We start from the raw sequence: 12417 nt of genomic DNA on the forward strand, positions 1-12417 counted from the left end.
CCTTTTTATTTAAGTTGGCTGACATGCAGGATAATAAAACGCAATCCGACACCACTTTTACGCTCAACAATCTCTCCTTTCGCGTACCCGGGCGCACCTTGCTGCATCCGCTCTCTTTGGCATTCCCTGCTGGTAAAGTCACTGGCCTGATTGGTCACAACGGTTCCGGTAAATCGACTTTGCTTAAGATGCTGGGCCGCCATCAGCCGCCTTCGGAAGGCGATATTCTGCTTGATGACCAACCGCTGGAGAGCTGGAGCAGTAAAGCCTTTGCCCGCAAAGTCGCGTATTTGCCGCAGCAGCTGCCGCAGGCGGAGGGGATGACGGTGCGTGAACTGGTAGCGATTGGGCGTTATCCGTGGCACGGGGCGCTTGGGCGTTTCGGTGTCGCCGACAGAGAAAAAGTGGAAGAGGCGATTTCGCTGGTGGGATTAAAACCGCTGGCACACCGTCTGGTGGATAGCCTGTCCGGGGGCGAACGTCAGCGCGCGTGGATTGCGATGCTGGTGGCTCAGGACAGCCGTTGCCTGCTGCTGGATGAACCCACCTCTGCGCTGGATATTGCCCATCAGGTTGACGTTCTGGCGCTGGTACATCGCTTAAGCCAGCAGCGTGGGTTGACGGTGATTGCGGTCCTGCACGATATCAACATGGCCGCGCGTTATTGTGACTACCTCGTCGCGCTGCGTGGCGGGGAAATGATTGCGCAGGGCACACCATCCGAACTGATGCGCAGCGAAACGCTGGAACACATTTACGGAATTCCAATGGGTATTCTGCCTCACCCGGCCGGGGCAGCACCGGTGAGCTTTGTATACTGATGCTGGATTCAATGCAAATGAGCCGCCGTCGCCTGCTGACGGCAATGGCGCTATCACCGTTGTTATTAAAAATGAATACGGCGCATGCCGCTGCCGTCGATCCGCACCGTATCGTGGCTCTTGAGTGGCTGCCAGTCGAGCTGATGATGGCGCTCGGCGTCACGCCTTATGGCGTGGCGGACATTCCCAACTATAACCTCTGGGTGAACGAGCCGAAGCTGCCGGACTCGGTGATCGACGTCGGCCTGCGTACTGAGCCAAACCTTGAACTGCTCACTCAGATGAAGCCGTCATTCCTGTTCTGGTCTGCGGGGTACGGTCCGTCAGAAGAGACAATGGCGCGTATTGCGCCCGGTCGAGGTTTCTCCTTCAGTGACGGTAAAAAACCGTTGACCATGGCGAAACACTCTATTAACGAGATGGCGCATATCCTCAACCGTGAGGCGGAGGCTAAAAAGCATCTCGACGAATTCGACGCCCTGATTGATTCCCTGAAGCCGCGCTTTGCCCATCGGGGCGATCGCCCGCTGTTGATGATGACGTTACTGGATGCCCGCCATATGCTGGTCTTTGGCAAAAACTGTCTGTTCCAGGACGTGCTCGACAGTGTTGGTATTCGCAATGCCTGGGAAGGTGAGATGAACTTCTGGGGCAGTACGACCGTAGGTATTGACCGCCTGGCGGCATTTCGTGATGTCGACGTGCTGTGTTTCGACCACGGCAACGAACGTGGCATGCAAACGCTGATGGCCACTCCGCTCTGGCAGGCGATGCCGTTTGTGCGTGAGCAGCGTTTCCAGCGCGTGCCAGCGGTATGGTTCTACGGCGCGACGCTGTCGGCCATGCATTTTGCCCGCGTGCTGGATAATGCGCTGGGAGGTAAAGCATGAGTACGCGTATTGCACGCTTCCCGGCACTGCTGTTGTCCTTACTCTTCCTTGCTGCGCTGGTTTTAACCTGGTTCAACCTGTCGACGGCATTGCCGCGCGGGGAGTGGGGCACCGCTCTGACAGCCCCGGATATCAACAACATTCAGCAGATGGTGTTCCACTACAGCCTGCTACCGCGTCTGGCGATCTCGCTGCTGGTCGGGGCCGGGTTAGGCCTGGTGGGCGTTTTGTTCCAGCAGGTACTGCGTAACCCTCTGGCAGAGCCGACGACGCTGGGTGTTGCAACAGGTGCGCAGCTTGGGATCACCATTACCACGCTGTGGGCGCTGCCCGGCGCGTTAACCACGCAGTTTGCGGCTCTCGCGGGGGCATGTGTGGTGGGGGCGCTGGTCTTTGGCGTGGCCTGGGGTAAACGCCTGTCCCCCGTGACGCTAATCCTGGCCGGGCTGGTGGTCAGTCTCTATTGTGGCGCGATTAATCAACTGCTGGTGCTGTTCCATCACGATCAGCTGCAAAGCATGTTCCTGTGGAGTACCGGAACCCTTACCCAGACTGACTGGAGTGGTGTTGAGCGTCTGTGGCCGCAGCTAATTGGCGGTGTACTGCTGACCCTGCTGCTCCTGCGTCCGTTAACGTTAATGGGGCTGGATGATGGTGTGGCGCGTAACCTGGGGTTGGCGTTGTCGCTGGCTCGTCTGGCGGCGCTGACGCTGGCAATTGTATTGAGCGCTTTGCTGGTAAACGCCGTTGGCATCATCGGGTTTATTGGCCTCTTTGCTCCGCTGCTGGCAAAAATGCTCGGCGCACGGCGTCTTCTGGCGCGCCTGATGCTGGCTCCTCTGATTGGCGCGCTGATCCTCTGGCTTTCCGATCAGATCATTCTCTGGCTGGCGCATGTCTGGAGGGAAGTGTCGACGGGCTCGGTGACCGCGCTTATAGGTGCGCCGCTGCTGCTGTGGCTACTCCCGCGTCTGCGCAGTATTAGCGCGCCGGCGATGGATGTTGGCGATAAGGTTCATGCTGAACGTCAGTCAGTGCTGTGGTTTAGCCTTGCCGGTCTGGCGGTGCTGATTATTGCTTTGTTTGCCGCATTCGCTTTTGGGCGTGATGCGGCGGGCTGGCACTGGGCAACGGGCGATTTATTCCATGAACTGCTGCAGTGGCGCTGGCCGCGGGTGCTTTCCGCGTTAATTGCCGGGGTCATGTTGGCCGTCGCGGGCTGTATTATCCAGCGCCTGACCGGCAATCCGATGGCCAGCCCGGAAGTGCTGGGGATTAGCTCTGGCGCGGCGTTCGGCGTGGTGCTGATGTTGTTCCTCGTGCCGGGAAATGCATTCGGCTGGTTGATGCCTGCGGGGAGTATTGGTGCGGCGGTGACGCTGTTAATCATCCTGATTGCTTCTGGTCGCGGCGGTTTTTCCCCGCACCGAATGCTGCTGGCCGGGATGGCGCTCAGCACGGCATTTACCATGTTGCTGATGCTGCTTCAGGCGAGTGGCGATCCGCGTATGGCGAAGATTCTGACCTGGATTTCCGGCTCAACGTACAGTGCTACCGGCAGCCAGGTTGTTTACACCGGGATCGTGATGATCGTGTTGCTGGCGGTTGTGCCGCTGTGTCGTCGCTGGATGACCATCCTGCCGCTGGGGGGCGAAACTGCACGTGCGGTCGGGTTAGCGCTAACGCCAACGCGCGTGGCGCTTCTTCTGCTGGCTGCGTGTCTGACGGCGACGGCCACCATGACGATAGGACCGCTAAGCTTTGTGGGGTTGATGGCTCCGCATATCGCCAGAATGATGGGTTTTCGCCGGACCATGCCGCATATTGTGATGTCGGCGCTAACGGGCGGGATAATGCTGGTGTTTGCGGACTGGTGCGGAAGAATGGTGCTGTTTCCCTATCAGGTCCCGGCAGGTCTGCTGTCGACCTTTATTGGCGCGCCGTACTTTATTTATCTGTTAAGAAAGCAGAGCAGGTAGGCCGGGTAAGCGTTAGCGCCACCCGGCAATGCCCTTAGAGCTTCGCGAACACCTTACGCGCCGCGTCGATGGTGTTATTGATATCGTCTTCGCTGTGCGCCACGGACATAAAGCCCGCTTCGAACGCTGACGGAGCCAGGTACACCCCTTCTTCCAGCATCAGGTGGAAGAAACGCTTGAAGCGTTCGACGTCACATTTCACCACATCCTGATAGCAGGTGACGGTTTTCGCATCGGTGAAGAAAATTCCGAACATCCCTCCCACATGGTTCACCACCAGCGGGATACCCGCTTCTTCGGCGGCTTCCAGCAGACCGTTTGCCAGCTGAGTGGTGAGGTCAGTCAGGGTCTCATGAATACCAGGCTGAGCCACTTCGGTCAGGCAGGCGAAGCCCGCAGCCATCGCGATTGGGTTACCGGAGAGCGTTCCCGCCTGGTAAACCGGGCCTGTTGGTGCCAGGGCTTCCATCACATCCTTACGGCCACCGAATGCACCGACTGGCATACCGCCGCCGATGATTTTGCCGAGGCAAGTCAGATCAGGCTCAACGCCATAATAGGACTGGGCACCCGCCAGCGCTACGCGGAAGCCGGTCATCACTTCGTCAATGATCAGCAGCGCGCCGAATTCATCACACAGTGCGCGCAGGCCCGGCAGGAAATCAGGTTGCGGTGGGATGCAGTTCATGTTGCCCGCAACGGGCTCAACGATAATGCAGGCGATCTCCTGTGGATATTGCTCGAACGCTGCGCGAACGGTATCCAGATCGTTATAGGTACAGGTTAGCGTGTGCTTTGCGAAATCAGCCGGTACACCCGGAGAGTTTGGCTGGCCGAGGGTCAGCGCGCCGGAGCCCGCTTTCACCAACAGGCAGTCCGCGTGGCCGTGGTAGCAGCCTTCAAATTTGATGATTTTGTCGCGGCCAGTAAAACCACGCGCCAGACGGATGGCGCTCATGGTGGCTTCGGTACCGGAGTTCACCATGCGCACCATGTCCATGGTGGGCACCAGTTCAGTCACCAGCTCCGCCATTCTCACTTCCATCTCGGTTGGCGCGCCGAAGCTCAGGCCACGCTGAGCCGCTTCAATCACCGCGTTACGAATAGCAGGGTGGTTATGCCCCAGTACCATCGGTCCCCAGGAACCGACATAATCAATGTAGGCTTTGCCATCGACATCATACAGATACGCGCCGTCAGCACGTTCGATAAACAGCGGCGTGCCGCCAACGCCGGTAAAGGCGCGTACAGGTGAGTTCACGCCACCCGGAATAAGCTCGCGGGCTGCACTGTAGAGGTTTTCAGACTTGCTCATGGCGTCGTTCCTGGTTCGTATAAAATGATTAAGCACACTATTCTAAGTGATCCGCGGAAGGTAATGAAATTTTTGCCTCTTTCATTCCTAAACAATTGTTAAGTATTTTTCACGGGATGACATGGCGCACTCTGGTAGAATCCCTGGGGCTATTTGTATGACGATAAGAAACGGTAATGAAAGCAGACATCCCCACATTTGAAGAACAACAGTTCAGACGCATACAGCACCGTATTAGCATTCGACGTTTGCTCAATCGCGATAAAACCCCGCTGGCTATTCTGCTGGCTGCTGCCGTGGTCGGTACAGTCGCCGGGCTGGTGGGTGTACTATTTGAAAAAGCGGTCAATGCGGTACTGAACTGGCGAGTTGGCACCGTAGCCGGTTTCGCCGATAGTCGGTGGCTGGTTTGGGTATGGGCGTTCGGACTGTCGGCGCTGTTTGCCATGGTGGGTTACTTTCTGGTGCGCAAATTTGCTCCTGAAGCTGGCGGTTCAGGGATCCCGGAAATTGAAGGTGCGCTGGAAGAGTTACGCCCGGTGCGCTGGTGGCGCGTCATCCCGGTAAAATTTATCGGGGGTATGGGAACGCTCGGGGCGGGCATGGTTCTGGGGCGAGAAGGGCCAACCGTACAACTGGGCGGGAACGTCGGCCGCATGGTGGGCGATCTGTTTCGGATGCGTAGCGCCGAAGCGCGCCATACGCTGCTGGCAACCGGCGCGGCGGCGGGGCTTTCGGCAGCGTTTAACGCGCCGCTGGCGGGGATCCTGTTTATCATCGAAGAGATGCGCGCGCAGTTTCGCTACAACCTGATTTCGATTAAAGCGGTGTTTACTGGCGTCATTATGTCGAGCATCGTTTTTCGCATCTTCAATGGCGAGGGCGCGGTGATTGAGGTCGGCAAACTCACCAATGCCCCGGTGAATACCCTGTGGCTTTACCTGATCCTCGGTATGATTTTTGGCGTGGTTGGCCCGCTATTTAACACCTCTATTTTGCGTGCTCAGGATATGTTCCAGCGCATTCACGGCGGAAATACCACCAAATGGGTGCTGATGGGCGGCCTGCTGGGTGGGATGTGTGGTCTACTCGGTTTTATTGAGCCCAATGCCGCTGGCGGTGGCTTCGGGCTGATTCCCATCGCGGCGGCGGGCAATTTCAGCGTGGGTCTGCTGCTGTTTATGTTTATTTCACGCGTCATCACAACGGTGTTGTGTTTCTCCTCCGGTGCACCCGGCGGGATTTTCGCGCCAATGCTGGCATTGGGCACGCTGCTGGGGACCGCGTTTGGGATGGCGGCTGAAGTGGGTTTCCCGGCTTATCATCTGGACGCCGGGACGTTTGCGGTGGCCGGAATGGGGGCGCTGCTGGCCGCGTCCTTGCGCGCGCCGTTGACCGGCATCGTGCTGGTGCTGGAAATGACGGATAATTACCAGCTCATTTTGCCAATGATCATTACCTGCCTCGGCGCGACACTATTAGCCCAATTCCTGGGTGGAAAACCGCTATACTCCACCATCCTTGCACGTACCCTGGCAAAACAAGAGGCTGAACGGGCGGCCACGCAGAATACTTGAATGAAATACCAGGGTATTAGATAATGACATAAAGAATTGGGTGAATTTTGCCCAATAGCAGTATTCATGGGAGCATAAGATGAGTGATGACGTAGCGCTGCCGCTGGAATTTACCGAAGCAGCAGCCAACAAAGTGAAAACCCTGATTGCCGATGAAGACAATCCGGATCTGAAACTGCGTGTCTATATTACCGGTGGCGGCTGCAGCGGCTTCCAGTATGGTTTTACCTTTGACGACCAGGTTAACGATGGCGATATGACTATCGAGAAGCAGGGCGTTGCGCTGGTGGTTGACCCGATGAGCCTGCAATATCTGGTAGGCGGTTCGGTGGATTACACTGAAGGTCTGGAAGGTTCACGCTTTGTTGTGACCAACCCGAACGCAACCAGCACCTGCGGATGTGGTTCGTCGTTCAGCATCTGATGACCAAAAAACGGTAACCTGGCGGTTACCGTTTTGCTTTTACCTTCCGTTATCATCCAGCGCAAACGTCGGCAGCTTCAGATGCCAGCGTATCGCCGCTAAACGTATTCCCAACGTCACCACCATGCCCAGCATAGCAGCGTTTTCCAGCGGAACAGCAAAGGTGTAGTACGCCGTGGCGTGAACAATCCCGCCAATAATGCAGGCCGTAGCATAGATTTCGGTACGCAGAATCATCGGCACTTCACGCGCCAGAATATCGCGAATGATCCCGCCGCCGACGCCGGTTAAGACCCCCATGCAGATTGCCACCATCGGGCCTGTTCCCGCATTGAAGGCTTTATTGACCCCAATACCCACAAACACGGCCAGGCCGACGGCGTCCAGCACCGGAAGTATCCATTTTGGTAATCTGCGGGGCTGACGCACCAGGACGATGGTTAACAGGCAGGTAACCATCGCCACCACCAGGTCGGTGGGATCTTTTACCCAAAACACGGGGCCATTCGCCAGCGCCATATCGCGGATAGTCCCGCCGCCAACGGCGGTCACAACGCCCAGTACCAGCACGCCAAACGGATCCATGCGTAGTTTCCCGGCCAGCAGGACACCGGAGATAGCAAAAACGGCTGTGCCAAGAATATCCAGCCAATAGACGAGCATCGTTAAATCCTCGAACAGGGTCTTATGTTAGTGACTCTCTGCCAGCGCGGCACAGAGCTGTTTTGCGGCGAGGATAATACGCGGGCTGGCGCGTTCAAACCAGTCACTGTTGAGTGGGATCACCGGAATTTTTAGCTGGTTTCGCCAGAATTGTTCAATTTTAGGAATCTCGCTCGCATTTCCGACCACGACAATCGCCTGTGGCTGGCGTGCCAGTACCTGTTCTCGGCTGACCTGAGGCCACGGTACCCGGCTGGCAGCAAAGATATTTTCACCGCCGCAAACTTCCAACACCTGATTCTGAATTGAGCCTTTACCGGTGGTGAACAGCGGCTGGCTACCAAACTGCAGGAAGATGCGCTTTTTAACTGGAGTGTCGTATCGCGATTTTAGCGCGGCATAGTCGCTGAGCATCTGTTTCGCCGCGCTCTCGGCTTTTTTGGGCGTTGGGCTATAAGGGGCGAGAGAGCGTAGCGCCTGAGCGACTTGTTCAATGCTCACGGCATCAATCCACATGACGTTGATCCCAAGCGAGGTGAGCTGGTTGACCTGCCGCTCGGCATTACCGCCACGCCACGCCAGCACCAGATCCGGTTTAAGTGCGACGATGCGCTCAAGGTTCATTCCCTGCCAGGTCGCAACCTGTTCAATACCTGCCGCTTGCGGGGGGTAATCTGAAAAGCTACTTACGCCAACGGGCGTGATCCCGGCGGCAAATGCCAGTTCGGTGTTGGCGGGAGAGAGTGTAATCACGCGCGGCACAGCATAGAGCCATACCGGCGTAAGCAGAAGCAGGGCGGCCAGCGCCCTGACGGTATGTTTAGCCACGTGCCAGTTTCTGCACCAGGCGTTCCACCATCACGGTGGACTGTTTTGCCGCAACGGTCAGGAACTCGTCGAAGCTGATGTGAGACTGCTGATCTGCCACGTCAGAGATGGCGCGAACCACCACGAACGGTACGTTGAAGTTATGGCAAACGTGAGCGATCGCGGTCGCTTCCATCTCAACGGCAACGGCCTGCGGGAAGTTATGGCGGATTTTTGCCAGGCCAACAGAACCATTGATGAAGGCATCACCGCTCACAATCAGACCACGCACAGCGTTGAGGTTCAGCTCGGCAATGCAGGTTTCTGCCGCCGCAATCAGTTTATCGTCAGCTTTAAACCCTGCCGGGCAACCCGGGAGCTGGCCGTACTCATAGCCGAATGCGGTGACGTCAGCATCGTGGTAACGTGCTTCGTCGGAGACGACGATATCACCTACTTTCAGCGACGGTGCCAGACCGCCCGCAGAGCCGGTATTAACGATCACGTCTGGCTTGCAGCGCTCAAGCAACAGGGTTGCACCCAGTGCAGCAGCCACTTTACCGATGCCTGATTTCAGCAGAGCCACGTCAACACCGTTCAGTTGGCCGGTGTAGATCTCACAACCCCCCAGAGAGAGCGTCTGACGGTTCTCAATTTTGTCACGCAGCAGCGTAACTTCTTCTTCCATTGCACCAATAATGCCGATTTTCATAGATTTACTCGCGATGTGCCTTGTTAAGATGCATAGTCTATCATGGGCTTTAGTGGAAGCGCATTTCTCACGCGGGGGAGCACATGGCGCAGATCGATTTTCGCACCAAAATTAACTGGCACCGACGTTTCCGTTCGCCGCAGGGCGACAAGACCGAACATGAGATACTGCGTATCTTCGAAAGCGATCGCGGGCGGATCATTAACTCGCCCGCCATCCGTCGTCTGCAGCAAAAGACTCAGGTATTTCCGCTTGAACGTAACGCTGCAGTGCGCACTCGCTTAACCCACTCAATGGAAGTGCAGCAGGTTGGCCGTTACATTGCCAAAGAGATTTTGAGCCGTCTCAAAGAGCAACGTTTGCTGGAAACCTATGGGCTGGACGAACTGACAGGCCCCTTTGAGAGCATCGTTGAGATGGCCTGCCTGATGCATGACATCGGCAACCCGCCGTTTGGTCACTTTGGTGAAGCGGCAATCAATGACTGGTTTAAACAACGACTTTACCCTTCGGATGCGGTAAGCCAGCCGCTTAGTGATGACCGCTGCATCGTACGCGATCTACGCCTGCGCGAAGGCGAAGAGGGGCTGAACGATCTGCGTCGCAAAGTGCGCCAGGATCTGTGTCACTTCGAAGGTAATGCGCAGGGGATCAGACTGGTCCATTCCCTGATGCGTATGAACCTGACCTGGGCACAGGTCGGCTGTATCCTGAAATATACGCGTCCTGCCTGGTGGATGGGAGAGACGCCCGCATCCCACAGCTATTTGATGAAAAAGCCGGGCTATTACCTTTCTGAAGAAGCCTATATTGAACGGCTACGTAAAGAACTTTCATTGACGCCAAACGGCCGTTTTCCATTAACCTGGATTATGGAAGCCGCAGACGATATTTCCTATTGTGTTGCCGACCTGGAAGATGCCGTTGAGAAAAGAATATTCAGCGTCGAGGAGCTTTATCAGCATCTTTATACTGCCTGGGGAAAGCATGAAAAAGGGTCGCTGTTTGCTCAGGTTGTCGAAAATGCCTGGGAGAAATCGCGCTCAAATACGTTAAGCCGCAGCACGGAAGATCAGTTCTTTATGTATTTACGGGTCAATACACTAAATAAACTGGTGCCGTATGCCGCGTCGCGTTTTATTGATAATTTGCCGCTAATTTTCAGCGGGGAATTCAATCACGCGCTGCTGGAAGATGACAGCAGTTTCAGTCAACTCCTTGAGCTTTATAAGCATGTGGCAATGCGACATGTATTTAGCCATCCGGATGTCGAACAGCTAGAGCTACAGGGATACCGGGTGATCAGTGGGTTACTGGAAATTTACTCTCCATTGCTTCAGTTATCGGTCGATGAGTTCAGTGAACTGGTGGAAAAAGAACGCGTGCGTGGAATACCCATCGAATCCCGCCTTTATCAGAAACTCTCAACCCGTCATCGGCTGGCGTATGTTGAAGCGGTCGGTAAGCTGGATCGCCATTCTCCCCAATGGCCAGTGATGGAATATTATTATCGCTGTCGTCTTATCCAGGACTATATCAGCGGTATGACAGATTTGTATGCCTGGGATGAATACCGCAAGCTCATGGCTGTGGAATAAACGCTGAGTTTTGTAAAGACGGCCAATAAATTTTTACCTTTTCCATAAACTTATCGCCGGAACTAAGCGGTATAAAACGAATCTGAGTTACACAGCAATTATGCGTTACCTGTAAATCGAGATTGAGAAACATGAAAAAAACCACATTAGCAATGAGTGCACTGGCTCTGAGTTTAGGTTTAGCGCTGTCTCCTCTGACGGCTACGGCAGCCGAGACCGCGTCGTCGTCAGCAACCGCGCAGCAGATGCCAAGCCTGGCACCGATGCTCGAAAAAGTGATGCCATCGGTGGTGAGTATTAACGTTGAGGGCAGCACGACCGTCAACACGCCGCGTATGCCGCGTAACTTCCAGCAGTTCTTTGGTGACAACTCACCATTCTGCCAGGACGGTTCGCCATTCCAGAGTTCTCCGTTCTGTCAGGGCGGTGGCGCTGGGGATGACAGCCAGGGCGGCGGCCAGCAGCAGAAATTCATGGCGCTTGGTTCTGGGGTGATTATTGATGCGGCGAAAGGCTACGTGGTGACGAACAACCACGTTGTTGATAACGCCAGCACCATTAAAGTTCAGCTGAGCGACGGCCGTAAATTCGATGCAAAAGTCGTGGGTAAAGATCCGCGCTCTGATATCGCGCTGATCCAGATTCAGGATCCGAAAAACCTGACGGCGATTAAAATTGCCGACTCCGACGCGCTGCGCGTGGGTGACTACACTGTGGCGATCGGTAACCCGTTCGGTTTGGGTGAAACCGTCACCTCGGGTATCGTCTCCGCTCTTGGTCGCAGCGGTCTGAATGCGGAAAACTACGAAAACTTCATCCAGACGGATGCGGCGATCAACCGCGGTAATTCCGGCGGTGCGCTGGTTAACCTGAACGGTGAACTGATCGGGATCAACACCGCGATCCTGGCCCCGGACGGTGGCAACATCGGCATCGGCTTTGCTATTCCAAGTAACATGGTGAAAAACCTGACCGCGCAGATGGTGCAGTACGGCCAGGTGAAACGCGGTGAGCTCGGTATCCTCGGTACGGAACTGAACTCCGAACTGGCTAAGGCGATGAAAGTTGACGCTCAGCGTGGGGCATTCGTCAGCCAGGTGATGCCGAACTCCTCTGCGGCAAAAGCGGGTATTAAAGCGGGGGATGTGATCACCTCTCTGAACGGTAAACCGATCAGCAGCTTTGCCGCCCTGCGTGCGGAAGTGGGCTCTATGCCGATTGGCAGCAAAGTGACCCTTGGCCTGCTGCGTGACGGTAAGCCGGTTAATGTGAGCCTGGAACTGCAGCAGAGCAGCCAGAATCAGGTGGATTCCAGCACCATCTTCAGCGGTATTGAAGGTGCCGAGATGAGCAATAAAGGTGCGGATAAAGGTGTGGTGGTGAACAACGTGAAAGCGAATTCACCGGCTGCACGTATCGGCCTGAAAAAAGGTGATGTCATCATGGGTGCTAACCAGCAGCCGGTGAAAAACATTGCTGAACTGCGCAAAATTCTCGACAGCAAGCCTTCCGTGCTGGCGCTGAATATCCAGCGTGGGGATACCTCTCTCTACCTGCTGATGCAGTAATCCTCTAAAGCCCCTGTACGCAGGGGCTTTCTCGTTTCTGTGACTCTTACCACAACTCCATAT

11 protein-coding genes are annotated in these 12417 nt (G+C 55.7%); 7 read left to right on the forward strand and 4 right to left on the reverse strand.

What is annotated here, in order from left to right; all coding sequences use genetic code 11:
* Positions 1 to 23: 23 nt before the first annotated feature.
* From fhuC to fhuB, 3 genes are read left to right on the forward strand one after another with little or no spacing between them, the layout of a single operon-like run.
* Positions 24 to 821 carry a Fe3+-hydroxamate ABC transporter ATP-binding protein FhuC gene (fhuC, locus tag ACLHV8_RS03810; protein WP_208595035.1) on the forward strand — a complete coding sequence of 266 codons (798 nt, stop codon included), beginning with the start codon at positions 24 to 26 and terminating at the stop codon, positions 819 to 821.
* Positions 821 to 1711, forward strand: a complete 891-nt coding sequence (gene fhuD, locus ACLHV8_RS03815) for a Fe(3+)-hydroxamate ABC transporter substrate-binding protein FhuD (RefSeq protein ID WP_208595034.1) — start codon at positions 821 to 823, stop codon at positions 1709 to 1711. Before fhuC ends, fhuD begins: the two co-directional genes overlap by 1 nt.
* Positions 1708 to 3690 (forward strand): Fe(3+)-hydroxamate ABC transporter permease FhuB, encoded by a 1983-nt coding sequence (fhuB, locus tag ACLHV8_RS03820; RefSeq protein WP_208595033.1) that lies wholly within the window; start codon positions 1708 to 1710, stop codon positions 3688 to 3690. The genes fhuD and fhuB overlap by 4 nt, the downstream gene beginning before the upstream one ends.
* Positions 3691 to 3724: 34 nt before the next feature.
* On the opposite strand, the gene hemL is transcribed toward fhuB, so the two are convergent.
* On the reverse strand, positions 3725 to 5005 hold the full coding sequence (hemL, locus tag ACLHV8_RS03825; RefSeq protein WP_134708315.1) for a glutamate-1-semialdehyde 2,1-aminomutase: 1281 nt from the start codon (positions 5003 to 5005) through the stop codon (positions 3725 to 3727).
* Between the two features lie 176 nt (positions 5006 to 5181).
* Here hemL and clcA point away from each other — a divergent pair, with 176 nt between their 5' ends.
* Positions 5182 to 6582, forward strand: coding sequence for a H(+)/Cl(-) exchange transporter ClcA (gene clcA / locus ACLHV8_RS03830; protein ID WP_049005307.1), 1401 nt, complete (start codon positions 5182 to 5184; stop codon positions 6580 to 6582).
* Positions 6583 to 6661: 79 nt separating this feature from the next.
* A complete protein-coding gene (erpA, locus tag ACLHV8_RS03835) occupies positions 6662 to 7006 on the forward strand; it encodes an iron-sulfur cluster insertion protein ErpA (RefSeq protein WP_013095643.1) in 345 nt (114 codons plus the stop codon).
* Between the two features lie 39 nt (positions 7007 to 7045).
* Here erpA and ACLHV8_RS03840 read toward each other — a convergent pair whose 3' ends face one another.
* Genes ACLHV8_RS03840 through mtnN form a run of 3 tightly spaced genes read right to left on the reverse strand, consistent with a single transcriptional unit; the run spans position 7046 to position 9188 of the window.
* The gene (locus ACLHV8_RS03840) at positions 7046 to 7669 is read right to left on the reverse strand and encodes a TRIC cation channel family protein (RefSeq protein WP_028018308.1); all 624 of its coding nucleotides are present in this window, start codon (positions 7667 to 7669) and stop codon (positions 7046 to 7048) included.
* Between the two features lie 27 nt (positions 7670 to 7696).
* Positions 7697 to 8497: a vitamin B12 ABC transporter substrate-binding protein BtuF gene (gene btuF / locus ACLHV8_RS03845; RefSeq protein ID WP_049005309.1), complete on the reverse strand. Its 801-nt coding sequence runs from the start codon at positions 8495 to 8497 to the stop codon at positions 7697 to 7699.
* Entirely contained in the window at positions 8490 to 9188 is a 699-nt protein-coding gene (mtnN, locus tag ACLHV8_RS03850) for a 5'-methylthioadenosine/S-adenosylhomocysteine nucleosidase (RefSeq protein WP_028018306.1), read from the reverse strand. The genes btuF and mtnN overlap by 8 nt, the downstream gene beginning before the upstream one ends.
* Before the next feature lie 83 nt (positions 9189 to 9271).
* Between mtnN and dgt the strand changes: the two genes are divergently transcribed.
* The gene (gene dgt, locus ACLHV8_RS03855; protein WP_049005310.1) at positions 9272 to 10786 is read left to right on the forward strand and encodes a dGTPase; all 1515 of its coding nucleotides are present in this window, start codon (positions 9272 to 9274) and stop codon (positions 10784 to 10786) included.
* Between the two features lie 131 nt (positions 10787 to 10917).
* Positions 10918 to 12354 (forward strand): serine endoprotease DegP, encoded by a 1437-nt coding sequence (degP, locus tag ACLHV8_RS03860; RefSeq protein WP_032666893.1) that lies wholly within the window; start codon positions 10918 to 10920, stop codon positions 12352 to 12354.
* The last annotated feature ends 63 nt before the right edge of the window (positions 12355 to 12417 follow it).

It is taken from the genome of Enterobacter sp. CPE_E863, assembly GCF_046521465.1.
In the GTDB taxonomy this organism is placed as follows: Bacteria; Pseudomonadota; Gammaproteobacteria; order Enterobacterales; family Enterobacteriaceae; genus Enterobacter; species Enterobacter adelaidei.

Excerpts from the sequence above, each read along its gene's own strand:
- fhuC (WP_208595035.1), top strand. The coding sequence starts at position 24 with ATGCAGGATAATAAAACGCAATCCGACACCACTTTTACGCTCAACAAT.
- fhuD (WP_208595034.1), top strand. The coding sequence starts at position 821 with ATGCTGGATTCAATGCAAATGAGCCGCCGTCGCCTGCTGACGGCAATG.
- fhuB (WP_208595033.1), top strand. The coding sequence starts at position 1,708 with ATGAGTACGCGTATTGCACGCTTCCCGGCACTGCTGTTGTCCTTACTC.
- hemL (WP_134708315.1), bottom strand. The coding sequence starts at position 5,005 with ATGAGCAAGTCTGAAAACCTCTACAGTGCAGCCCGCGAGCTTATTCCG.
- clcA (WP_049005307.1), top strand. The coding sequence starts at position 5,182 with ATGAAAGCAGACATCCCCACATTTGAAGAACAACAGTTCAGACGCATA.
- erpA (WP_013095643.1), top strand. The coding sequence starts at position 6,662 with ATGAGTGATGACGTAGCGCTGCCGCTGGAATTTACCGAAGCAGCAGCC.
- ACLHV8_RS03840 (WP_028018308.1), bottom strand. The coding sequence starts at position 7,669 with ATGCTCGTCTATTGGCTGGATATTCTTGGCACAGCCGTTTTTGCTATC.
- mtnN (WP_028018306.1), bottom strand. The coding sequence starts at position 9,188 with ATGAAAATCGGCATTATTGGTGCAATGGAAGAAGAAGTTACGCTGCTG.
- dgt (WP_049005310.1), top strand. The coding sequence starts at position 9,272 with ATGGCGCAGATCGATTTTCGCACCAAAATTAACTGGCACCGACGTTTC.
- degP (WP_032666893.1), top strand. The coding sequence starts at position 10,918 with ATGAAAAAAACCACATTAGCAATGAGTGCACTGGCTCTGAGTTTAGGT.